The organism is Pseudoalteromonas sp. SR44-5 (genome assembly GCF_014163675.1).
Taxonomy (GTDB): domain Bacteria; phylum Pseudomonadota; class Gammaproteobacteria; order Enterobacterales; family Alteromonadaceae; genus Pseudoalteromonas; species Pseudoalteromonas rhizosphaerae.
The window spans coordinates 127,685-151,935 of sequence record NZ_JACJDT010000006.1 but is presented as its reverse complement, the minus strand read 5'-3'; the positions used below and the strand labels follow the sequence as shown (position 1 = coordinate 151,935).

Annotated in this window: 16 protein-coding genes; 7 read left to right on the top strand and 9 right to left on the bottom strand. The window is 41.5% G+C overall.

Annotated features, from left to right (window positions below):
* The first annotated feature begins 126 nt into the window (after positions 1 to 126).
* The 3 genes from H5154_RS05325 to H5154_RS05315 all read left to right on the top strand — a co-directional run bounded on the left by H5154_RS05325 (position 127) and on the right by H5154_RS05315 (position 1,966).
* Complete coding sequence (locus H5154_RS05325) at positions 127 to 747, top strand: glutathione S-transferase family protein (RefSeq protein ID WP_182717631.1); 621 nt, start codon at positions 127 to 129, stop codon at positions 745 to 747.
* Positions 748 to 768: 21 nt separating this feature from the next.
* Complete coding sequence (locus tag H5154_RS05320) at positions 769 to 1,461, top strand: cupin domain-containing protein (RefSeq protein ID WP_182717630.1); 693 nt, start codon at positions 769 to 771, stop codon at positions 1,459 to 1,461.
* Positions 1,462 to 1,585: 124 nt separating this feature from the next.
* Positions 1,586 to 1,966: an STAS/SEC14 domain-containing protein gene (locus tag H5154_RS05315; RefSeq protein ID WP_182717629.1), complete on the top strand. Its 381-nt coding sequence runs from the start codon at positions 1,586 to 1,588 to the stop codon at positions 1,964 to 1,966.
* A 91-nt stretch (positions 1,967 to 2,057) separates the two neighbouring features.
* Here the strand turns inward: H5154_RS05315 and H5154_RS05310 are convergent, their stop codons facing one another.
* The 3 genes from H5154_RS05310 to H5154_RS05300 all read right to left on the bottom strand — a co-directional run bounded on the left by H5154_RS05310 (position 2,058) and on the right by H5154_RS05300 (position 6,925).
* A complete protein-coding gene (locus H5154_RS05310; protein ID WP_182717628.1) occupies positions 2,058 to 3,005 on the bottom strand; it encodes a carbohydrate kinase in 948 nt (315 codons plus the stop codon).
* Between the two features lie 129 nt (positions 3,006 to 3,134).
* Positions 3,135 to 5,528 (bottom strand): TonB-dependent receptor domain-containing protein, encoded by a 2,394-nt coding sequence (locus tag H5154_RS05305; RefSeq protein WP_182717627.1) that lies wholly within the window; start codon positions 5,526 to 5,528, stop codon positions 3,135 to 3,137.
* A gap of 167 nt (positions 5,529 to 5,695) precedes the next feature.
* On the bottom strand, positions 5,696 to 6,925 hold the full coding sequence (locus H5154_RS05300) for a sugar MFS transporter (RefSeq protein ID WP_149981806.1): 1,230 nt from the start codon (positions 6,923 to 6,925) through the stop codon (positions 5,696 to 5,698).
* 177 nt (positions 6,926 to 7,102) lie between these two features.
* Between H5154_RS05300 and gtfA the strand changes: the two genes are divergently transcribed.
* Positions 7,103 to 8,575, top strand: a complete 1,473-nt coding sequence (gene gtfA / locus H5154_RS05295) for a sucrose phosphorylase (RefSeq protein ID WP_182717626.1) — start codon at positions 7,103 to 7,105, stop codon at positions 8,573 to 8,575.
* Between the two features lie 24 nt (positions 8,576 to 8,599).
* Here the strand turns inward: gtfA and H5154_RS05290 are convergent, their stop codons facing one another.
* Complete coding sequence (locus tag H5154_RS05290; protein WP_149981804.1) at positions 8,600 to 9,631, bottom strand: LacI family DNA-binding transcriptional regulator; 1,032 nt, start codon at positions 9,629 to 9,631, stop codon at positions 8,600 to 8,602.
* A gap of 423 nt (positions 9,632 to 10,054) precedes the next feature.
* Here H5154_RS05290 and H5154_RS05285 point away from each other — a divergent pair, with 423 nt between their 5' ends.
* Positions 10,055 to 12,829 carry a collagenase gene (locus H5154_RS05285; RefSeq protein WP_182717625.1) on the top strand — a complete coding sequence of 925 codons (2,775 nt, stop codon included), beginning with the start codon at positions 10,055 to 10,057 and terminating at the stop codon, positions 12,827 to 12,829.
* A gap of 88 nt (positions 12,830 to 12,917) precedes the next feature.
* Here H5154_RS05285 and H5154_RS05280 read toward each other — a convergent pair whose 3' ends face one another.
* From H5154_RS05280 to H5154_RS05260, 5 genes are all read right to left on the bottom strand, one after another.
* The gene (locus H5154_RS05280) at positions 12,918 to 13,934 is read right to left on the bottom strand and encodes an ABC transporter ATP-binding protein (RefSeq protein ID WP_182717624.1); all 1,017 of its coding nucleotides are present in this window, start codon (positions 13,932 to 13,934) and stop codon (positions 12,918 to 12,920) included.
* Between the two features lie 14 nt (positions 13,935 to 13,948).
* Positions 13,949 to 15,448, bottom strand: coding sequence for an iron ABC transporter permease (locus tag H5154_RS05275; RefSeq protein WP_149981801.1), 1,500 nt, complete (start codon positions 15,446 to 15,448; stop codon positions 13,949 to 13,951).
* On the bottom strand, positions 15,448 to 16,488 hold the full coding sequence (locus H5154_RS05270) for an extracellular solute-binding protein (protein WP_182717623.1): 1,041 nt from the start codon (positions 16,486 to 16,488) through the stop codon (positions 15,448 to 15,450). The genes H5154_RS05275 and H5154_RS05270 overlap by 1 nt, the downstream gene beginning before the upstream one ends.
* Positions 16,489 to 17,301: a hypothetical protein gene (locus H5154_RS05265; RefSeq protein WP_182717622.1), complete on the bottom strand. Its 813-nt coding sequence runs from the start codon at positions 17,299 to 17,301 to the stop codon at positions 16,489 to 16,491.
* Positions 17,302 to 17,508: 207 nt separating this feature from the next.
* Positions 17,509 to 20,010, bottom strand: a complete 2,502-nt coding sequence (locus H5154_RS05260; RefSeq protein ID WP_182717621.1) for a hypothetical protein — start codon at positions 20,008 to 20,010, stop codon at positions 17,509 to 17,511.
* Between the two features lie 68 nt (positions 20,011 to 20,078).
* On the opposite strand from H5154_RS05260, the gene H5154_RS05255 reads away from it, so the two are divergent.
* On the top strand, positions 20,079 to 21,848 hold the full coding sequence (locus tag H5154_RS05255) for an MFS transporter (RefSeq protein WP_182717620.1): 1,770 nt from the start codon (positions 20,079 to 20,081) through the stop codon (positions 21,846 to 21,848).
* Complete coding sequence (gene ygjK / locus H5154_RS05250) at positions 21,838 to 24,210, top strand: alpha-glucosidase (protein WP_182717619.1); 2,373 nt, start codon at positions 21,838 to 21,840, stop codon at positions 24,208 to 24,210. Before H5154_RS05255 ends, ygjK begins: the two co-directional genes overlap by 11 nt.
* Positions 24,211 to 24,251 lie beyond the last annotated feature (41 nt).

The window sequence follows — 24,251 nt, the reverse complement described above, 5'->3', positions numbered from 1 at the left end:
TTCAAGCTCTTTTATTTTTAGTTTGCAAAGATCGAGATCTTAATATAAGTTACCTATCAGTAGGTAGGTGGGCTTGATCTTACCAATATTAGTTCAAACTGTGGTTAAAAATATAAAGAGATAATTATGAAAATTTATGACGTAGAAAACTTTCCTAATCCATTACGTGTACGTATTGCTCTTGCTGAAAAAAATGCGACTGACAAAGTTGAATTTGTTGCTGTTGATTTATTAAATGGTGAGCATCGTACTGAAGCCTTTTTAGCTAAAAACCCCTTAGCAGGCGTGCCTGTTTTAGAGCTAGATGACGGGACATATATAGCGGAATGCACCGCGATTACTGAATATATTGATACCACTTTTGCTGGCCCTTCATTAACGGGTATTGAGGCAAAAGAACGCGCGGTGATTAATATGATGCAAAAGCGTGCGGAGTCAATGGTCCTTGATGCGGTAGCCAGTTACTTTCATCATGCAACGGATGGTTTAGGCCCAGCACTTGAAACCTATCAAAATGTTGCTTGGGGAGCAAAGCAAGGTGAAAAAGCGCACCAAGGTTTTGTTTATTTTAATACAGTGTTAGCCAATTCTGCTTATGTTGCCGGTGAGCAATTTACTGTTGCAGATATTACTTTGTACGCCGGTCTGGTGTTTGCAGGCTTTGCACAAATTGTTATTCCAAGTGAGCTATCACATTTAATTGCATGGCAACAAAAGGTCGCGCAGCGTCCAAGTATTGCTAAATAGATTTATAATTTGGAGGCAAATATGAAAATTGCAGCAGACTTTAGCAAACGTGTTGTCGTGCACAGTGAATCACTCGAGTGGATAGCGTCACCGATGGCGGGTGTTGATAGGCGTCCACTTGATAGAGTAGGCGATGAGGTTGCACGCGCAACCAGCATTGTACGTTATGCGCCAAATAGCCATTTTTCTGCCCATACACATACCGGCGGTGAAGAATTTATTGTGCTTGAAGGTGTTTTTCAAGATGAACATGGTGATTTCCCCAAGGGTTCTTATATTCGTAATCCGCCCGAATCAAAGCATACTCCAGGCTCCGAAAGCGGCTGCGTTATATTTGTAAAATTATGGCAGTTTCAGCCAGAGGACAGAGAGCATGTACGTTTACAAACTAATACCATGCAAGGTGTTCCTCACGCTGAGTTTAGTGATGTAAATGTAGCTCCTCTTTATAAAGACGCCTTTGAAGAGGTGAGTTTAATGCATTTTAAAGCGAACGCCGAGATAGCGATAAATGCACCCGGTGGGGCTGAGCTTTTAGTACTTGAAGGTTCACTTGAAGAGCAGGGCGATACACTTGTAAAAAACAGTTGGTTAAGAGTTCCCATAAACAGCATGGTTAATGCTAAAGCAGGCAGTGAAGGCGCAAAAGTTTGGCTTAAAACAGGTCATTTAACGGATGCAGATAAGCAAATTCATCGCTTGGAAAACCCTTAAAGCTTATATAAAAAGTGAGCAAATGCTCACTTTTTACTTTTCCAGCTGTATTTTGATTTGCTTCATAATTTATTAATCTAACTTAACGTATTCTCAAACCTTAACGTATAAATGAGACTAAGTTATGACACATTTAAACCATGGTTTATCTATTGATATTGAAGGCGCAGGCCGTGAGTTTTTCTTAACCTTAAAAGCGGTTGGCAAGCTTACTCACGAAGATTATAAAACCATCCCCCCGATGATTGATTCAGCCTTATCGCAAGTAAAACAGCCAATAATAAATGTACTCATTGATAGTATCGAGTTTCAGGGCGGTGGCTTTAGAGCCGCATGGGATGATTTAAAGTTAGGTATAAGACACAATAAAGAGCTGAAAAAAGTTGCTATTTATGGCAATAAAAAATGGCAGTCCAATATTGCTAAAATAGGAAACCGCGTTGTATCAGGTGAAATGGCCTATTTTGAAAATGCGACAGCTGCAATTGAGTGGCTAGAAGAGTAGGGTATTTATAAAATACTGTAAATACCAAGCGCTGTTATTGTTTCATGCCAGTCAATACTAATTAACTGGCATTAACATGGGCTTTAATCTTTTAAACTACATCAACTAACATTGGTAATGCGGGAAATGCTCCCTTGGCTAAACAGGCTTTTGAACCACAGCGAAGGCCGAAATTTAAAGCGCGTTTTACTATTTGCTGATTGTTGAGTTTATCCGTGAGCAATATATTTTCATCATTATGATTTAAATAATACAAAACCCCGGCAATAAACGCATCGCCCGCACTGGTGGTATCAACCGCCGTAATAATTGGTGCAGCTTCAGTAAATGCAAATGCGTTATGGTAAACGGTTGCAGGCGCGGGACCATCGGTTAAAAACACTAAGCTAACATCCGTATCTAGAATCGATTGCAAGTAATCATCAGGTGTTTGCTGTGTTTGCTCAGCTAAAAAATTTAGCTCATCCCGCGATAGCTTAACTATATCGCAATAGGCGTAACACGCGTGTACATTTTGCTCAATGTCATTGCTATTTTGCCACAAGCTATAGCGTAAATTCACATCAAAGCTGACTAGCTTATGGTTCTTTTTAGCCAGCTTTAAAGCATTGATCGTGGTGCGCGCAATGGCTAAATTAGTTAACGTGTTGGAACAAAAGTGTAGGGTACTCAATTCATCCCATTTGATATGGTTTAAATGCTCACTCGTTAACAGTAAATCGGCGGTATTGTGGCGATAAAAATTAAAGCTGCGTTCACCGGTTTCATCCAAACTGACAATAACCACGGCCGTTTGAGAGTCTTTAATTGTAAATAAGTACTCTGTACTTACCTTATATTGCGCAAGCGATTTACTTAATTGTTTAGCAAAATAGTCATCGCCCATACCGCCACAAAAAGCCGCTTTGCCGCCCAGTTTGGCATAACCTACCGCTACATTGGCAGGAGCGCCGCCAGCAATGGGCAAATAAGCACTGTTTTGAGAATCTTGCGGCAGCATATCAATAAGCAGCTCGCCAAGGCTAAGTAATTTGGTCATATTGTAAATCCTAAAAAACCTAGCAAGGGCTAGGTCAAAAGTAGTGGGAGAGTCTTTCAAGGTAAATAGATGTTAGGAGATCAAGCGCTGAAAATACATTATTCAGCGCTTAAAAATACTAAAGCTCGGTTAATTAAATAGGTATTTAAGTGTTAGTGACGTTGTGCGGCCGTTAATAGTGCGGGCACGAATAATATTATTATCTGGGATAGAACTTTCTTCGGCTTCAGTAATACCGACTGTATCAAATAGGTTATTTACATTAAGCGCGATGCTAAGGTTTTCAGATAAATCGTAGCTTACAAAGCCATTTACTTGGGTGTAACCATCAAATTTAAGGTCGTTGTTGTCTTGAGCGTATGCATCGGTAGTACCAATAAAGCTTACACCAGCTGCACCTTTCTCGTAGCTATAACGCGCCATTAGTGAGTAAATTAAATCTGCTTGGCGTCGAGGCGTATTACCTTCTACTTCCGGTGTTAGTGCATCTTTAACGATTTCAGCATCGGTCCAGGTTAAGTTACCGCGAAAATCCCACGCATCGATGAAGTAAGTTGATTCAATCTCAATCCCTTTGGCTTCGTATTCACGGTCGAAAAAGGTTTGTGATGTAGCTTCAAAATTTTGCTCTTCAGTTTCTGCATAAAAAGCAGTTGCAAATACAGAGAAGGAATCAAAACGTTTTTTAACCCCAAACTCATATTGATTAACTTCATCTACAGCATCTTCTTTCGCAACAGAGCCATCTGCACGTATTTTACCAAATAAAAGTCGGTCAGCATTCGCTCGTCCGCCTTTACTGATACGAGCAAATGTTGCCAGACTTGGGTCAATTTGATAGTTAGCACCAATTGAATAAGATGTGTAGTTCCAGTCGTAGTTAACTGGGCTGGCATTAGTAATATCAATGCCTGCAACATTTTGTTCAGGAACGGATATTTCACCATCACGATTCATATCAACTGTAGAGGTTACTGCACCTGCGTAATTACCGCGAGCTTCGCCACTATCGTAACGGGCACTTGCATCAATACTTACATCGCCAAGTTTTGTAGAAAATGCAACGTACGGGGCGCGAGTGTCGTATTCTGTGTCGTAATCACGCTGACAACAGTTACCCCAAAAAGGTGTTCCGTATGCGTATAAACCATTTTCAGAAAACTCAGTACCATCGGCAGCTGTGACATTTAATAAGGCTGCGTTATCGCCCTTAAGCTCCATTAGATAAGAGTTCCATAACCACGACATGGCAATGTTTTGCGTTGATGCGTAGTAACCAAACGTAATACTGGTGTCGTCATCGAGCGATTTAGTCAATTTAAAGTCGTTCACAATAGAGTCAAAGTCGTTCATTGTGACGTCAAACGTATGAATACGCATTGCTAAATTGTCTTTAAATGCAGCCCCAGTATTTGCATTGCTGAGTGTTGCACCTGCGCCGCCAATACTTTCTGCAATCGACGTTGCACTGCCTACTTCAGCAGGAATAAGTGAATTAAAGTTACCGCTTACAGATGATTTACGAAAACGGTTTTCGATACGCCAATCATTATCTAAGTCAAATACTGCTTCAAAGCCAATTGAGTCAACGTTAGGGTTCATACCGTCGCGAATATCGCCACTGCTAATTTGGTTTTCGCCGTTTAGACGCACTGTTTTTGTAAATAATGCCGAGTGTGGTGTATCCGATTGTGCGTCAAACCCAGGGATAGAATCGCCATTTGCATACATTGGCATCGGTAAGTAACCTACGCTTTTATCATCTAAATGCTTGTAATAAATTCGAACATAGCCGTTTTCAAAATCTTTGGTTAGGTTGGCTTTAATTTGCCCGCCTTTATTTGATGTGTAACCTGTTTCGCGTGGACCTTCACCTTGGCGAACAAAGCCACCGACATGAAAACGTACACTATCGCTTAGGTAAGTACCGTATTCAAAGTCTGTACGAACGCTATCGTAATCGAGGCCCAGAGTAGTTGATACGCTGCCTGATTCGTTTTCACCATTTTTAGAAATAAAGTTAATAATGCCACCAGGTGCATTACTTGCAGCCGTCGATGCTGAGCCGCCACGAATTGATTCGATTGTTTGTACTGTATTATCTAAGCGCATAAAAATATCAGCGTTACCAAAAGCGATATCACCGTATTGCAGTACAGGTAAACCGTCTTCTTGTAATTGTAAAAATTTCGCACCGCCAGATGCCACAGGTAAACCACGCACAGCAATGTTTGCGTTACCTTCACCACCGGTCGATTCTGCGCGAATACCCGGAATGATTCTAAACGCCTCAGCGGTTGAGCGAGGTGTAGACACTTCAACCTGTTCAAGCGACAAGCTACTGACTGATACGCTTGATGCCATAATCGTTGTACGACGTGGTACACCAGTTACAACGATTGTTTCAAGACCTTTGTTAGCTTGTACTTGAGAATTTTGATCTTGTTGTTGCGCATGTACGCCTTGGCTTACGGCAAGTGCTAATGCACTGATTAAATATAAAGGTGTGTTGTGTGTTGTCATGGTTACGCCTCGTTGTGTTGAACCCAATTGGATTTGTATTTTTACTTAATCGATTAAGTAAAAATAACAAATATTTTACAAGAAGCAAATTATTTTGTGCTTAATTTGCTCTTTTTTTATTCATTCATTGATTTATAAAGTATTTTTTATTGTCTTAGAATATAGGTTTACTCAGTTACAGGGTTATCTTGCTGTAAAGCCGTTGCTGATGGATCTTTAAAATAATTAAACAGCATAGCTAAAAATAAAATGACAGCAAAGCCCGTAGCTAAATAAAAACCGTAACGCACATGGCCAAAGTAATCGCTGATCATACCCATGAACAAGGGTGCTAAAGCCGCCGAAAGTGCGGTAAAAAATAATATCACGCCCGCCACAGCACCGTGCTGTTGCACTGCAAAGCAGGATATACCTTTAGAGTTTAAAGTCGGATAAACCATCGACATAAATAACCCCGAAAGCGGCAATAAACCCACAGCCCAATCAACGCCACCGAATAATGTACCGACATAACACAGCGCAATGCCTAAGCTTAAATAGGCCATAACACCTTGCCAGCTATAGCGGTTTAGTAACCATACGGCAATAAATCGCCCTGCGGCACGCAGTACAAAAAATATTGTCAATGCATAGGTTGCAAGTAGTGGCCAAGAGCCAGTATAATCTTTTAACAGCGTAGGCATCCATACATAAATAGCAACCTCCGTGGCCACATAAAGGGCAATTGCCAGAGAAAAACCTAGCGCATACGGATTTTTGATCATTTTCATGGTGGTGGCAAGCGAAGTGGGCTTTGCTGTGGTTTTTACAACGGCTGGGTAGTCTGCACGCCACGCTAGTAAAGCGAGAATTAAACACATTACACCTGCAATAATGTACAGGTAAGTCCAGCTTACATTTTGCACCAGTAAGACGCCTACTAGAGCTGGCCCTACAATGGCGCCTATGCCAAAAAAGCCTTCTACCTTATTCATCGTTTTAGTGTGATCTTCGTTACTATGTGAAATATCACCAAGTAACGCAAGCGCACCCGTTTTAAATAAACCAATGGCTAAGCCTATGCAGCAAAGTAGCAATAAAAAGAAGGTAAAGCTGGTGCTAAACGCAAACAAGAAACAGCTCGCCGAAAATATTAAAAGGCCTAGCATGATGGTTGTTTTACGCCCTAAACTGTCTGCTAAAAAACCTAAAAACAATCCACTAAAAGCAATTAGCGCCATAGGTGCATAATGGAACGCGCTTGCTTGGGTCATGCTTAAACCAAACTCTTTAATAAGTTCAGGTATGATCATGCCCACCGCATCAGAAGTCATGGCAAACATAAAAAACATCATATATGTAAGCCAGCGTATTTGTTGCAACGGGTCGCTGCTTACGTGTGTGTGTGATTTTGTCATGTACTTTTTTCCTCGTTAAATGCTCAGTTAACACTCAGTAAGTCAGTTAGTTACTTATTGTAGTATTACGTAAGCCACGATTTTTGTATGTAAAATTATTAAAAATTACTTGTAAATTCTCACTCGCTAGTTAAAGATATATCTTAATCGATTAAGTTTCAACATGGTAATCACACAATGATGAAGAATAAAGTTCAATTGATCACATACGCTGATCGGATCACTGGTCAAGATATCAACGCATTGACCACACTTTTAAATGGCCCATTACACGGCGTATTTGGAGGTGTGCACCTATTGCCCTTCTATAATCCAATTGATGGTAGTGATGCAGGCTTTGACCCTATTGATCATAGTGCCGTGGATGAACGGATCGGTACTTGGCAAGACATTCAAGTGTTAGGCGCAGACTATGATCTGATGGCCGATTTGATTGTAAACCACGTATCGGCGCAATCTTTTCAGTTTCAGGACGTACTGGCAAAAGGCAAAGCATCTTCGTTTTGGGATTTATTTTTAACTAAAGAAGATGTCTTTCCAAATGGCATGAGCGACGCCGAGCAAAAAGCGATTTATCGCCCGCGCCCTGGCAGTTGTTTTACTCCAATGCCATGTGGCGATGGTCAAACGTATGATTTTTGGACCACGTTTACCGATAATCAAATCGACATTAATGTTAAAGTTGCTGCGGGCATTGCGTATTTAAATAATGTATTAACGAAGTTCTCTGCTAATAACGTTAATATTATTCGTTTAGATGCGGCGGGTTACGCGATTAAGCAAGCCGGCACAAACTGCTTTATGCTAGATGAAACGTTTGATTATTTAGATAAGTTATCGGCGCAAGCTAATGCATTGGGTATGGAAACAATTGCTGAAATCCACAGCCATTATCAAACTCAAGTTGACGTCGCAAAGCGGGTCAATATGGTTTATGACTTCGCATTACCACCATTGATTTTGCACAGCTTATTTACCAATAACAGTGATGCACTTGTAAAGTGGTTAAATATTTCACCACGTAATTGCTTAACAGTACTCGATACCCATGATGGCATTGGTATTATTGATGCGGGTCCAATGGGTGATAAGCCAGGATTATTAAATGCAGCGCAAATTGATAATCTAGTTGAAACTATTCATGCAAATAGCAATAACCAAAGCCGCCAAGCAACTGGGGCTGCTGCCAGTAATGTCGACTTGTACCAAGTAAATTGCACTTATTACAATGCGTTAGGCGCAAATGATTTTGACTATTTAGTTGCGCGCGCGATTCAATTTTTTGCACCCGGCGTACCACAAGTTTACTACGGTGGCTTATTCGCAGCTGAAAATGATATGGCGTTACTAGCAAAATCAAATGTAGGTCGTGATATTAATCGTCCATATTTAGATGCTGATATCATTGCGCAGTCTCTTGCAAAGCCTGTTGTACAGGGATTACTAAAATTAATTGAGATACGTAATACTCACAGTGCCTTTGCAGGTGAGTTTAGTGTTGAAGGTGATGACAATAGTTGTGCTTTAAAGTGGCTATTAAACGACAGTGAAATTGTCCTAAAAGTTAATTTTGCACGTCGCGAAGCGTTAATAATTGCACGCACTGGGAATGAGCAAATACTCACCTCACTAAATGATTTGTTAAACTAAGTTAACCTTACAATCAGTCACTTATCAGCCACTATGACCTAACTGTAATTGGTAGTTGATAAGTGCTTTTTGCTCTTTTTTGCTAATAAATAAATTAGCTGCTAATGCTCCTTTTTCTTCACTATTTTGATGAATAGTTGTTAATGTTGGCATAGAGCGCTGCGCTTCATCAATGCCATCAAATCCAACAATTCGCAATTCTTGGGGTATTTTTATACCTATTTTAACTGCTTCGCGAATTGCCGCGAGGGCAATAAGATCACTCATACAAAGTAATACATTGGGTCTAGGTATGCAGTTGAGCGCTTCTTTTGCTGCGATGCTTGCATAACGTTCGCTACTTTCTGGAATATTCCAAGTTCTATCGTCACCTAAGGTAATGTTAACTTCGCTTAATGCTTTTTGATAACCTCGTAATCTTTGATGTGCAATTGATTGACCGGCTTCGCATTCATGGTGCTCATATACACGACACAATACATTTTCATCTAATAACCGCAGTCCCAATATAGCGACCTGATCAGCACTGCTTTTTAATACGTGTTTGGCCACTTCATAACTAGCTTGTTCGTTATCTATGTTTACTGAGGCATTACGATCAATATCAAAATCAACGGTAACCACATGTTTGGGTACAATTTTTAATTGATCTACAAGTGATTGATTGCGCGGACGACCATAACAAATAAAGCCATCAACAAAATCTAATACGCTGTTAAGGTTTTGACTATTTCCCGAAAATAATAATAAGTTAATATTGTTTTTTTCAAGGATAGAAGCCACACCACGCATAAAACTACTGGCCACAGGATCCGACACCATATACTCAATACTGTCAGGTAATACCAGCGCAACAATATTAAATTTACCACGGCGTAATGACTGCGCTGCTTTATTGGGGCCAAAATAGCCAAGCTCTTTACACGCCAATAAAATAGACTCGCGACGACTTTTTGATAGTTGATCTGGACGATTAAATGCATTTGAAACGGTGGCGTTAGAAACGCCTAATTCTTTGGCGATGCTTTTTAATGTCCAATGTTTTTTTTGGGTCATACGACTTCTCATGATAGTGAACGCGATTCACTAATAAATTACCATATTTCACGCTAAATCAAAGTGTTAATTATATTGTAGCGTGTATAGCAAGTTACGTAATTAGGTATTAGGAACAAGAATGAACTAGAAAGTGGTTGTTATTAATAATAAAGTACTGGCTTTTTTATATCTGATAGCTTACTAACTCACACGTTACTGTTTGGGTGATTTTTCACAAAGTCGCCTTATCATTTATATCTTTACATATGTACCCTTTTTGATGATAAAGTGCTGTTGTTTTCTATTTTGCTACAACTAATGAATTAAAAATTTTTTAGTTTTAGGCAAAGTATATTGTATGTAATGGCGATTATATGTTGCAAATTGCGTCCTCGATAACCCGTTCTGGATTGAAATAATAAAATTTATCAAAGGTAAATTATGAAAATGAATAGATTGATTTTGGCGTTACCGTTACTAGGGGCAAGCTCTATGGCGCTTGCTAATACGACCCATCAGCGCGTATTCAAGCCACAAGCTGCGATTGTTGAACGTGTGCATCATCATGGCGTTGAACACGGCCATAATGAAAAAGCACCAATAGCACAGCTGCAATCACAACCCCAAAAATTTAGTATGTTAATGATGCGTAGCCAAGCGGCCACAGTCAGCTGCGATTTAAATGCACTGGCTAATGCTAGTTCAACGAGCATTATTACTGAGCTTAAAAATCAAGGTAGTGGCTGTGTTAATGAACTATTTAGTGCATCAGCATCAACTCAGAGCCTAGTATTTAGTTCTGATAATATGTATGCGGTTGCTAATCATGCAAAGTCACTCTCACAGACTTATGCTGGCGGTGGTGACATTGAACTCGAGGCATTGTTCCTATATTTACGAGCTGGTTTTTATGCGGAATTTTACAACGACAACGTGAGCTTTAGCTCTTGGGTTACGCCTGCCGTAATTGATGCGATAGATGCTTTTGTAAACAACAGCCATTTTTATGACGATAATGACGGCCACGGTAAAACGCTTTCTGAAGTGATCATTACGATGGACAGCGCTGAACAGCAACATCGTTACTTGTATGTGGTGAAACAGTGGCTAACGCGTTTTAACGAAAGCTATGCTGCAAAATGGAATATACGCAGTGCGGTGAATGGTATTTTTACTTTGCTTTATCGCGGCCAGTGGAATGATGCATTTGTTACAGCTGTAGCTAGCGATACTGATTTAGTTACTAAGCTGAATGCATTTACCCAAAAGCAGTGGATGATTGACTCTGACGCACAATATTTAATTGTTAATGCAGCCAGTGAGCTTGCGCGCCTTAAGCAATATTCCGACACTGCTATTCAAGCTACTGTTGATACTGGCTTAAAAGCGGTTTTTAGTACTTATAACAGCTTTGGCTATGGTGATGCAGTATGGCTTGCTGCGGCAGATTCTGTCAGTTATTACGCTGATTGTAATGACTATGGTATTTGTGGCTTTGTTGATGAACTTACTCAGCAAGCGCTTTCGCAAAATTATAGCTGTAGTAGCACTATTAAAATTCGCTCACAAAATATGACTGCAGCACAACATACAGCTGCATGTGCTGCAATGGGCGCAGAAGAAGGTTTATTTCACACTAAACTTGCCACCAATAACGCCCCAGTTGCCGATGATAACAATAGTTTTTTACAAGTAAATATATTTGATAGCAGCGATGATTATAGTAAATACGCAGGTGCGATTTTTGGCATTAACACCAATAATGGCGGCATGTATTTAGAAGGTGACCCCGCAGTTGTGGGTAATCAAGCAAATTTTATTGCCTATGAGGCGAGCTACGCCAATGCTGAGCATTACGTGTGGAATCTAGAGCATGAATATGTGCATTACTTAGATGGTCGTTTTGACTTATATGGAAACTTTAATTCACCAACTGAAGATATTGTGTGGTGGTCAGAAGGCGTTGCAGAATATGTTGCTAATCTTGATAATAATGACGCCGCTAAAAATACCATCAGTGATGGTTCGCGTTATACCTTAGCGCAAGTATTTGCCACTAACTATGACGGTTTTGATCAAGACCGTATTTATCGCTGGGGTTACTTAGCTGTGCGCTTTATGTTCGAACGCCATTACAGTGAAATTAATGCCATGCTTGCAGATACACGCATTGGTAATTGGAGTGCTTATAAAGCGAAAACTGTGCAGTGGGCAAATAATTATGAAAACGAGTTTGTACAATGGTGTGATGACTTAGTTGCAGGTACAACCACTAATACGCCACCAATCGCATACATCAATGGACCTTATGCCGGTATGCAAAACAATGAGATCAATTTTACGAGCAATGGCAGTATTGACAGTGACGGCTCAATTGTTAGTTATCAGTGGAGCTTTGGTGATGGCAGTAGTTCTAATCAAGCAAACCCGGTGCATACTTATACAACATCAGGACAATATAGCGTATCGTTAACGGTTGTTGATAACCAAGGTGCCAGCCAAACCGCATCAACATTGGCTAGTATTGAAGAGGATAGCAGCGTTGGTAACGGCGAGTTGATAAACGCTCAACCAATGACTATTGCTGGCGAGCAAGATGAGCTGTTGTATTTCAGCTTTGATGTACCGCAAGGTGCCAGCGACTTAGTGTTTAGCTTAAGTGGTGGCACGGGCGATGCTGATTTATATGTGAGTTATGCTGCTACACCAACAATGGATAGTTATGATTGTCGTCCTTATGTCGGTGGTAATAGTGAACAATGTGTAATAAATCCTGCGCAAGCAGGTGTTTATCAAGTAATGATTCGTGGCTATAACATGTTTGATAATGTGAAATTAACCGCTTCATACACAGGAGTAAGTAGTAGTGTACCTGATGCATGTGCTACCCAAGGTAGTCGTAGCAATGGCCGTTTAAATGACGGTGAAGTGATTTGTTTGGGTAACAGCGATCCTATGTGGTTTAGTATTGCTGACGTACAAAGTCAAAGTGGTGTGGCGATAACTACCGCTAATGGCAGTGGCGACATCAGCCTAAGTTATTCAAACAGCAGCTGGCCAAATGGCAGTAATGAACAGGCTCAGTCCAGTAATAGCGGCAATAGCGAATGTATTTATATTAGTGATCAAAGCCAATATTGGGGTTATTTAAAGGTGTCGGGTAATAGTACTGGTGCAAGTCTAGTGGTTGATTTTAATAGCCAAGGGTGTCGTTAAAATTATCATATTAAAAAAGTAAAGCACCTACAGCAAAGCCCATCTAGATGGGCTTTTTTAGTGTTGTAACTTAAGCGTTAAAGTGAGTTTAGATTGCTCGTTTATACACCGCGAGTGGATGCGAAGTACTTAACGATACGTGCACGCTATCGCCAGGGTATACAACGACTTCGTGGCTTACGCGGCTAGTAACCACTGTTTTACAGGCAAGCTCTACTGCACATAAACGACTCCCTCCTTCAAAGCGTACCCATACGACCACACCGTTGTTGCCGATCTCACCTTGTACTAGCATTACATCGTCGGGGCGAAGTAGGACATCCACCTCACCTTGTTGGCAATCTACGCCGTGAGCGGGCACATTGCCGATGGCTGTAGTTGCTTGATTATTCTCAAAAAAACCGTTAATGAAACTTGCTTCACCTAAAAAACGTGCAACAAAGCGATTGTTGGGCACACTAAAACAACGCTCAGGAGTATCAAGTTGCTGGATTTTTCCGGCCTTGAGCACACCCACACGATCGCCTATTGATAAAGCTTCTTCTTGATCATGAGTCACCCAAATTGCAGGCACGCCAGCTTTTTTCAGGGCATTTCGGATATCCCAGCGCAGCATATCTTTTAGTGCCGCATCAAGGTTTGAAAGCGGCTCATCAAGTAACACAAAGTCAGGTTGGTGGGCAAGGGTACGTGCTAGTGCAACTCGTTGTTTTTGACCGCCTGAAAGGGTGGCTGGCTTTTTATGACGAAAGTCATCAAGACCCAGTAGGGCTATCCAATGATCAGCAACGGCGGTATCTTTTAAACGAAAGCCAATGTTTTGCTCAACGGTTAAATGAGGGAATAACGCAAAGTCTTGAAATACCATACCTACGCTGCGTTTCTCAGGTGGCACAGTCAATTTAGGGGTAGCCTGCCATTTACCTAAGTTAATTTCACCTTCGCTAATAGGAATTAGTCCGGCGAGCGCTTGTAAAATTGTGCTTTTACCACAGCCCGTAGGGCCTACTAGCATGAGAATTTCACTTTCACCAAGCAACAAATTTAGGTCGCTTACTACACGGTTACTGCCATAATCTATAGACAACTGGCTTACAGATAGCATTTGTATTTAAATCCTCAATGTTCGAGTTGGTTACGTTTTTCGCCAGACATCATAATAGCTAAACCGCACGCAGAAATCAGTACTAACAATAACCCAGGAATAGCAGCACGACCAAAATAGCCCGCCTCATAAACACGCCATAAATAAGTCGATAGTGTTTCAAAGCCAGTTGGGCCAAGTAATAAGGTTGCTTCTAATTCACGCATGGATTCTAAAAATACTAAAGCGGCACCGGCTATGATCCCACGCATTGTTAGTGGTAAAGTTATGCGGGTAAATGCTTCGCGCGGACTGGCGCCTAAGACCCGCGCAGATTTAACTAAACTTGGATCAAGGTGCTCAGTGCTAGTGCGCACAGAGCCTACCGCTAAGGGTAAAAAACGCAGCATATAGGCAATGATCAACAGCCCTAATGTTTGATATAAAAACGGCAATTGCAAACCACCGTAAACTAGCGCGGTGCCCATTACAATACCTGGAATACCAAAACCAAAGTAAGTAACACGCTCCATGATACGACCCGCTTTACCGCTAAGTGCAGCATGGGCAACAGGGATAGCTACAATCACCGCAACCACTGCAGCAATGGCTGAGGCATACGCTGAATTCCACGCGATGCTAAAATCAAATGAGCTAAAGCCATCACGTGCTAACCACAGCGAAAATATCGCCAGAGGTAAGCCAATGGCTAATAATAAAATAGGCGCAAAAGTGGCAAACATAGCCGCTAGTTGCAACTTACTAGGAAACAAAATTAATGGCCGGCCATGGCGTTCGCTAGCCGTTTTAATTTGTGACTCAATCAACAGTAAAAAGCCCACAATCACCAACAACTGTAACGATAACATTGCTGCACGACTTAACTCAAACGCATTGTACTCGACATAAATAACCCGGGTAAAGGTATCAAGGCGCATCATTGCAGGTGTGCCAAAGTCAGACAAAGTATACAGTGCAACCAATAACGAACCTGCGGCAATGCCATTTACTACACGGGGTAAAATGACTTTAAATACACTTTCGGTCATCGACATACCTAAGGTGCGGGCCGCATTAACCATGCTTGCATCAAGACTAAGTAAAGATGAGCGGGTAGTCATCATTACAAATGGAAATGTGTAAAGAGTCATGACAATAGCTGCGCCGCTGAGTCCATCCATCGATGGCAGTTCAATACCAAGTAGATTATGTATCTCTCCGCCGGAGCCAAAAGCCGCATAAAGCGTAAATGCACCAATGTAACTGGGAATGGCTAGAGGCGCGGCAAAAAACACCAACCATACTTTTTTAAACGGTAAGCGCACATAAGCGCTGATAAATGCTAACGGTACTCCGATTAAAATAGAACCAATGACCGTTAATACCATCAAGGACAAAGTATTGCCGAGAATACTTAAATTATGATTATCAAACAAAGAGCTGGCATCAGTGGCCAGCGTTATTAAAATAAAGATAGGAGATAAAACAATAAGCGCTGCAAGCAGCGCCATTGGGTAAGAAGCTGGTAGTCGCATTACAGTACGCCGCTATTTCGCATCAAAGCTATGGTTGGCCGAAGATCAGCTAACTGTGTTAAGTCCACTTTGGGTGGTGAAATATTGGCTAAAGATGGTAACCCTTCAGGTAGAGGGACACCATTTACCAGCGGAATTTCATAGGCTTCACGAGCCAAGTAACCTTGCACTTCGATGCTTAATAAATAGCGCATAAAGTGAGTGGCAAGAGGGTCGTCGTTCAATGCCAAAATACCTGATGCATTGACTAAACAGCCAGCATCTTGTTGGGTAAATGCTAAATCAAGTTTGGCATCTGGTTTGCCTGATTTTAAACGTAAGGTGTAATAGTGATTAGCAAAACCAATATCCACTTCACCACGTTCAACGGCCATTACTACACCCAACTCACCGGCATAGGTTTTAGCACGCTTCTTAATCTTTTTCAGCCATTTCGCTGTTTTATCGTCACCTTCGAGAATACGCATTGCCGTTACAAATGATTGAAACGATGCATACGCAGGTGCCCAGCCAATGCTTAAGTCACTATCAGCAATGTTCATAATACTGGTTGGAATTTGCTCTTTGGTCAAACGCGAAGTGTTATAGGGTATGGTGCGCACACGACCGGTGACAGGGGCCCAATCTTTATAGCGAAACTGTGGTTGCAACTGCGCTGATAGATCACTCGGAATTGGTTGTGCAAGGCCGGCATCTGAAACCAAGCCAATAGCGCCAGAATCAACAGCCCAAAACAAATCGGCTCTACGCACCCCTGCTTTTGCTTCAGCAACAATGGTATTGGCTAAAGCTGCTGTAGGACCACGACGAATGCCTAGTTTAAAGTTGGGGTTTCTGTCTTGAATTGCTTGTAGCACATTTTCATACAAACCACCTTCACCACGACCTAGGTATAAGGTCAGCTCACCTTCAAGTTTAGGTAAGTCATCAACAGAAACTGGGTTTGCTATGTTGGCAGCTAGTGCGCGAGAAAGAGGCAATGGTAATGCACCGATTGCCCCAAACGCAGCTAGGCCTTGTATAAAGGTCCTACGCTTCACTTAAAATACATCCTTACGTGCTTTTTCGGCTTTTTCGAGTAATACCTTGGCGCGGTCTAATTTAGTGTGCATGCTACTTACCACATCGCGTACTTCATCAACACTTTTGTTATCTGAAATTGCTTTTGGCAGTGTCACGTTAAAATCTTTTTCTAATATTTCAACAAGTTTGGCATCTTGTTCGATAAGTGTGCCTTCAACACCTTCAAATAGGTGAAGGTAAGTATCGTGCACAATGCTGGTTGCTTCATCACTTAAACGCTCTGCATATTTGGCAATGACACGATCAAGTTTATGTTTAATTTCATCGATTGTAGCACTTTGAGTCATGCTTGTGGTTGCAGTTGCTTTAACGTTTGCAAGCAAACCTTTTTGTTGAAATTGCGCCGCTAGTTTAACTGCGCCAAGACCTTGCCACAAGGCAGCATTCATCGCTTGTTGTTCTTTACGAGCTTCAGTCGCCGGCTTGTTATTATCAATGGCCATTTTTACGCCATAAATACCTTGCCAGATTGACGCATATACCGGCACAAAATTTGTTTCAATCGCGCTGTGAAACTTCACTGATTCCCAATACTCGATTAGGTCATCGCTTTTTACTGCTTTTACGCCTTTGCTTTCATAGTCGCTTACCATGGTATCGACTTTGCCGATCATCCATTCAACTTCTTCTGAGTAATCTTTGATATTTGCTTGTAAGTGATTTACATGTTCGCCAATAGGGCCATTAGCAAATGCAGGTTGCGCAACAAATGCTGATACTAAAAGAAGGCTCACACCTAAGGTTGTTGCTGATTTAAATAATGCTTTCATGAAAGTGGATCCGAAAAGATGATTGTAAATGATAGGCATTATCATATATGTAACCATGACTAAAATCAAGGATACTAATTTTACGGACTAAATTCTATTTTGTCTTTATTTATAAAGCATTTGGCGATATTAGGGACGTGCCAACGGGTCGTTGAGTTGTGGCTAAAGCAAAGCAGCTAAGAGGTTATTTCTTAGCTGCTAACTAAATTATAAGTTTATCCGTTTGATAAGTCGGATCTCCTCCCCATCGACATCTAATAACGCAGTGACGGTGATCAACATCGGTTCGCTACTCGCTGTGAATTTAAATTGATAGTTTTGTACTGCATAAGGCGCAATCTCCACAGGGTGTTTTTGTGTCATTACACTTTCAAGCTGTATAAAGGGCGTAGCTGTCAGTGTTATTTGCCCCGTTGTCGCACCTGAATAAGGGCCTGATAGGGTCGCGGTAAATAGCCAATCACCCGCGTTATTTTTAGTCTGAGTGAGTGTCATCCCAACTCCGTTGAAAGGGACATTAGCAGCACTAATTTCACGGGTTTTATTTAATCCTTGCCAATTAAGATCTTGTTCGACAACAATTGTTTGAGCTTGTGTTGACGCTGGTAAGTGAATGTTGTGGATACCGGGTTTTAAGAGCTGACGGAGATGGTGCTTGTTAAGCACCTTACCTGCAGTTGCAAAGCTAACTTGGGCGGCCAATTGCAGCTCAAAATCGGTAGGGTTTTCGACGCGTAAAAAGGCTTTGTTGTGGTGATAGTAAACACCAGAATTAATACCACTGAGTGCGCTAAAACCACTATTACCTAATAGGGTTTTATAGCGGTTAAATATAACTGCAAGTTCAGCATTTATGGCTGTATGGTTGCTCGGCTGAGGTAATTTTGCCATTAACTTACTCAGCTCGACATCGCAATTAACCAGTTTGCGCTGATGTTGTTGGCAGGTTCTAAACACTCGATTTAATAATTTATAACCTGTAAATAGCCACGGATCAGTAAGCTGTGTTTGGTTTTGTGCTGCTAAATTTAAATATTTAGCATCGCCAGCTGGCGTTGCAAATAAGTAAGGTGTGATCTGGTGATTGTTATTTTTACTTAATAAGCTGATTTTTTGTGTATCGAGTGCGGCTGTTATTTTAGTCGATAAAGCAAGGGTAAATGTTTGCCCAATGATATTCGTCCCGTTATCCGCTTTTAAGCCCACCGTTAGTTGGCTGCTCTCTAATGTAAGGTTTAAACCAAGTGTTGCGTGTTGAGCTAAAGCGGCTTTTAACTCAGGACTAAGTGCGATTTGCACAGGCTGAAAATCCTTGAAATTACGTGCGGTTATTATTAACCGCTCAGCATCTTCTATTAATAGTTTTAGTAATTGGTCGTCATTCGCTTGCTCATTACCAATAAACGTAGTGCGGTATTGTTGGTTTTGCTCGCTGCGCTTGCCTTGCATGGCAATGCCTATTTCACCGCGCTGTAATTGTGCCGGTTCAAATTCAATTAAAGCAGCCACTTGGTGCTTATTTGTCAGATCGATTAACGCATTTACTTGTGGTGCGGGAAAGTCCATCACTGGGTGCGATACATCAGTAGTGAGAGCGGGGTTTATATCCAATCGAGATAAGGTATTTGAATCTGTATTTCGTAGCCAATAAGCATTACCATTTTGCTCCCACGGGCCTGATACAATATGAAAACTGGGTTTTATATTTTGCACAAAGTCAGCAAAGCCTTGCTCTATTGCCTGCCAATCTTTAAAAGTGTGTTTAAGGAGTGAATTGGCTGTGCTGAGCGTGGCGTCACTGTGTGGGTTGGCAAGCCTAAGTTGCTGCACAAAATATGCAAAATATTGTGCGCGTTCTGGAGAGCTTAAAAGGTAATGAATGATAAAAAAATTAAGGCCGCGTTTAAGTGCAGGATCATCGTTTATTTGCTCAAGAGTGGGTTTATCAGCACTGTAATATTGCTTTAAACCGGTCTCAATATAATTCATAGGGGCACGATCAAACACCATCACAGTCAGTTGTTTTTGCTTGGCATCGTAAACATGGTGAGCGACCGAGTCGGCTAAGCCTTCGGTGATCCAATTAGGCGCCCAGGTTGAATGACCGTTTAAAGCCATGTGAAAAGCATGCATGGTTTCGTGAATGACAATATAGCGTTGGTGATGCTCACGATGGCTTGGGAAGTTATATCCTGCGCGGTTATAAAACATAGTTTCGCCGCCTGCGGTTTTATGTACGCCTCTTAAAAAACCGTCATCAAGCATGGCCTCGCGCACTCTATCGCGGCTGCTACCATACACTACAGCGATACGCTGGCGTTCAATATTAGGTGGCTCCATACCGAATAGTGCAACATAGTGTGGATAAGCCATTTCTAAAAGCGCTAAATACAGCGTTACTTTTTCTTTTGGTAAATCACTCTTCAGTGCAAAGTGTTTACTTACCCACCAATCATATCCTCGGCTATTACCAATTTTGCCATCGCTATATGTATAGGGGATGGTTTTCCCTAAGAATGCAATGTCCATTTTGTGTAACGTACTGGTGTAACCTTGTACTGATAGGTCTACTTGCATCTGTTGTGGATCAGTTTCCATAGCACTTGACGTTGTTGTTTGTGGTTGTACGGTCTGCGCAGTATCGGCTTGCGGCTCTTTTTGACACGCGGCAAGTAACAGTAATAACAAAGTGAGTGAGAGTTTTTTCATAATTATAGTTGTTTTATGTGTATATTGTATGCAATATAAAATACTGTGTTTAATTGTGAAAGTAAACTATGAATAATAATCAAATACCAATAACAACCAACTCAGCAGCAAAGCAGAGTAAGCAAACCCCAGCTAATAAAGGCTTTGGTGTGGCATTTTATATTGCAAACACCATGGAAATTTTTGAGCGCTTAGCTTGGTATGGCTTTTTTGCGGTTTCATCTGTCTATATGACTACCCCAGTTGAACAAGGTGGGGTGGGCTTTAATGATGCACAGCGTGGTGCTGTGCAAGGTATTATTCCTTTCTTTTTATATTTATTACCGGTGTTAACAGGCGCGCTGGCTGATCGGTATGGTTATAAAAGGCTGTTTATAATTTCCTTTATAATTATGGCGCCAGGTTACTACTTTTTAGGCCAAGTAACTGACTTTAATTCGTTCTTTATGATTTTAATGTTGGTGGCATTTGGTGCGGCGTGTTTTAAACCTGTGGTGGTTGGTACTATAAGTCGCAGCACGAATGATACTAACCGTGGCCTAGGGTTTGGTATTTTTTACACTATGGTTAATTTGGGCGGCTTTATTGGCCCATTAGTCGCCGGTTATATGCGTGCGATCAGCTGGGATGCGGTATTTGTAATGTCGGCCGTGTGGATTTTGCTTAACTTTATTCCGCTGCTATTTTATCGCGAAACAACCCCATCTTCGCAAGCAAATACCAGCCTTAAGCAGGTATTACAACAAGCTCAACAAGTATTAGGCAACAGCCGCTTTGCACTGTTGTTATTTACTTGTGTGATTATTCTAATGACCGCAGGCGTGAGTTGGCTCAGTTATACGCAAGCTTTTGTATTAATTGCTCTATGGTTAGGGACAAACTGGTTGTGGGATAAAAGTGTCAGTACTAAGCAAAGCCATAACTGGCACTTACAGCCGGTGCGGGTAAGTAACCGTAATTTTGCCTTGTACTTAGCCATATTGACAGGGTTTTGGACTGTGTATAATCAGCTATTTTACACTTTACCGTTGTTTATACGCGATTATACAAACACTCAAGAGTTAGTTGTTTTACTCAGTTACTTTGGTCAATCAACAGTGGATTTTTTTGCGTTTGTTGATAGTGGAGCATTGAGTGAAAAAATTCAGCTTCTATCAGTCAATTATGCATCTTCATCACCTTTAGCGAGCACTGAGCTTGAAGCAATACGCCTTGAATTAGTGCATTTAAAAGTAAACGTGCCAGTGAGCGAAATAGCGCTTTTTATTGAGCAAATAGCGACTAGCGACTTTACCCTGCAACAAAGTAAACAACTTGCCCAGCAATGGCTGGTTTACCGACAAGTTAATCCCGAGTACCTGATTAATTTAGACTTTGCGGCCATAGTATTATTACAAATAATCGTTAGTGTAAAATGCCAAAGATTTAAGGTGATATCGGTTTTGATCAGTGGTTTGATTGTTACTGCGGGTGCTTTTTTAGTGTTATTGCTAATGAGCGCGGGTTTATTAATGACGCAACTGGGCGGAGCGGTCATGATCACGGTTATTTTATTGATTGCCTTGGGTGAAATGCTCACCTCGCCAAAAAGCCAAGAATATGTTGCCAGTATTGCCCCTAAAGATAGCGCTGCAATGTTTATGGGTTATTATTTTGTATCTATGGCACTGGGTTTTTTATTTGCTGGTTTTTTATCAGGTTGGAGCTATGGTTACTTAGTGAAAGAGCTGCAACGTCCGGCACTCATGTGGCTATTATTTGCAATGATCGCGCTTTTCACTGGCTTTGGTTTTTACCTTCTAGCGCGAAATAATAAGGATACCCACAGTGAAACTTAAACAGCGACTTATTTTAATAGCTGCCATGCTGATGTTGAGCTTACAAGCCACAGCAAATGACCCAGTGAGCGGTGAAAATAGTCATTATAAAAATTTAATTGATCGCACGGGAAGTCCATATTATATGCAAGACTTTGCTAGAGGCGAGCATCAACGCTTTAGTCCATTATTTGACTTAGGTGCATGGCATGGTCATTTACTGCCAAGCGATGACAATATCGGAAGCTTTACCGGGCCTGCAATTATTAGCGAAGAATACCTTAATTTTATCGCCCCTTATTTAGAAAAGCTCAGCGTCTATAAAGACCAAAGTCATAAAGTTAAACTCGCCATGAATAGTTACAGCTTGCCGGGTGCTTTAGTGCAAGAATTAACGGGTGATGGCGTAAGTATTCGCATGGAGTTACGTTTTGTAAGTAATCGTACTTCGTTAGTTAAAACACAGATCACAACCAAAAAACCACTCATTTTGCGCTGGGAAGGGCGGTTAGTGAGTAAGTTAACAGCTCAAGACGGTATCGCAAAAGATGCGCGTTCACCTTTTGAAGTATACCCGCAACTGTTACCTCAATGGCAAGTGAGTGATAATACTATCACGCTAAAGTTTGGCAAAGTGCGTGCACATGGCCAGTTACTAACTTCTGGCAGCTCGCAGTTACAATTGCATAAAACGCTATCAGTCAACACCACTCATGAAGCATTAAGCTATGCAAGTGACACAACAATTGATAGCGATACCACGTTTTACACAACTTATTCGTACTTATTAAATAGCCAAGAAGCGGCAAACGAGCAGGCTATTATAAAAGATGTTTTAAACCAGCCCGAGCTGTATTTAGCCCGCAGTGCCACGCGTTGGCAAGGGTATATTAATAGTGCGCTGCGCCCGTTAGCCAGTGCCGATGAAAGGCATAAAAAGTTAGCCGTCAAAAGTATTGAAACCTTGATTGGTAATTGGCGTTCTAAAGCCGGTGCTGTTGGCTTTGATACCGTAAGTCCTGCCGTGACGGGACGCTGGTTTTCCGGTAATCAGACTTGGCCGTGGGATAGTTATAAGCACGCTTTTGCCCTGGCGACTTTTCACCCAGTACTCGCAAAGCAAAATCTCAATGCGGTATTTGAGCACCAAATAACAGCAAATGATGCTGTAAGACCGTGGGATGTAGGGTTTATTCCTGATTTAGTGGCTTATAATTTAAGCCCTGAACGGGGTGGTGATGGGACTAACTGGAACGAACGTAATACTAAACCCAGTTTAGCCGCTTGGGCTGTGTGGCAAGTTTATGAGTACACAAATGATAAGCAGTGGCTTGCGGAAATATTCCCAAAGTTGGTCAGCTATAGAAACTGGTGGCTAACTAATCGAGATCACAATGGCAATGGTGTGCCAGAGTATGGCGCAACAGTTGATAAGGCCCATACAACGGATGACGGTAAATTACGCTTTGAGGTGCAAACAGCAACGGGTTGGGCTGCGCAAAGTGGTCTTGAAAATTATAAGGATCAGCTTATCGCCCATCCACAAAAACAGATAAAGATCCCTGCGCAAACAGCGGCATCGTGGGAGTCGGGCCGAGATGATGCAGCGGTGTTTGGTTTCATTAGCAGTGAACAACTCGCGAAGTATATAAAAAATGGCGGTAAAGCCACTGATTGGCACGTAGGTTTTGCCGAAAATTTTGATAAAGCGGGGCGTTTGATTGGCTACTCATTACTGCAAGAATCAGTCGATCAGGCATCATACATGGCAGCGGATAATCGCTATTTAAGTAAAATTGCTAAAGAGCTGAATTATCCTCGCCAAGCGAGTTATTTTTTAAAACAAGCAGCCAAACTAAGAGCGTATATAAATCGATGTATGTTCGATAGAACAACTGGCTATTATTATGACATTGAAATAGCACCACAACCGTTAGCAAGTGGCTGTGCAGGCAAGCCGTTAGTTAAGCGCGGTAAAGGCCCTGAAGGCTGGTCGCCGCTATTTAATCAAGTAGCCACGGTTGAACAAGCGCAGCAAGTGGTTGATGTAATGCTTGATGAAAAAGAGTTCAATACCTACGTACCACTTGGCAGCGCGGCTTTGAGCAACCCTGCTTTTGGTGCAGATATCTATTGGCGAGGTCGAGTATGGCTTGATCAGCTGTATTTTGGTTTGGTGGGTATGAGTCATTACGGTTATTGTGAAAAGGCGCAGCAACTCAGTGAGCAACTACTTACTCATGCTGATGGCTTATTGGCCAGTGCTCCTATTCGCGAAAATTACAATCCTTTGACGGGCGAACAACAAGGCGCGCCTAATTTCTCGTGGAGTGCCGCGCATTTATTGTTGATAATGCAAAAACAAGGACGTTGGTGTGAGTAGGGCTAAATAAATATTGATATAAACGTTCAATTAAAGGCTAA

Bases quoted from the DNA above. Each gene is read 5' to 3' on its own strand.
- H5154_RS05310 (WP_182717628.1), bottom strand. From the start codon at position 3,005: ATGACCAAATTACTTAGCCTTGGCGAGCTGCTTATTGATATGCTGCCG.
- H5154_RS05300 (WP_149981806.1), bottom strand. From the start codon at position 6,925: ATGACAAAATCACACACACACGTAAGCAGCGACCCGTTGCAACAAATA.
- H5154_RS05255 (WP_182717620.1), top strand. From the start codon at position 20,079: ATGAATAATAATCAAATACCAATAACAACCAACTCAGCAGCAAAGCAG.
- H5154_RS05320 (WP_182717630.1), top strand. From the start codon at position 769: ATGAAAATTGCAGCAGACTTTAGCAAACGTGTTGTCGTGCACAGTGAA.
- H5154_RS05285 (WP_182717625.1), top strand. From the start codon at position 10,055: ATGAAAATGAATAGATTGATTTTGGCGTTACCGTTACTAGGGGCAAGC.
- H5154_RS05260 (WP_182717621.1), bottom strand. From the start codon at position 20,010: ATGAAAAAACTCTCACTCACTTTGTTATTACTGTTACTTGCCGCGTGT.
- H5154_RS05280 (WP_182717624.1), bottom strand. From the start codon at position 13,934: ATGCTATCTGTAAGCCAGTTGTCTATAGATTATGGCAGTAACCGTGTA.
- gtfA (WP_182717626.1), top strand. From the start codon at position 7,103: ATGATGAAGAATAAAGTTCAATTGATCACATACGCTGATCGGATCACT.
- H5154_RS05305 (WP_182717627.1), bottom strand. From the start codon at position 5,528: ATGACAACACACAACACACCTTTATATTTAATCAGTGCATTAGCACTT.
- H5154_RS05275 (WP_149981801.1), bottom strand. From the start codon at position 15,448: ATGCGACTACCAGCTTCTTACCCAATGGCGCTGCTTGCAGCGCTTATT.
- H5154_RS05290 (WP_149981804.1), bottom strand. From the start codon at position 9,631: ATGACCCAAAAAAAACATTGGACATTAAAAAGCATCGCCAAAGAATTA.
- H5154_RS05315 (WP_182717629.1), top strand. From the start codon at position 1,586: ATGACACATTTAAACCATGGTTTATCTATTGATATTGAAGGCGCAGGC.
- H5154_RS05265 (WP_182717622.1), bottom strand. From the start codon at position 17,301: ATGAAAGCATTATTTAAATCAGCAACAACCTTAGGTGTGAGCCTTCTT.
- H5154_RS05325 (WP_182717631.1), top strand. From the start codon at position 127: ATGAAAATTTATGACGTAGAAAACTTTCCTAATCCATTACGTGTACGT.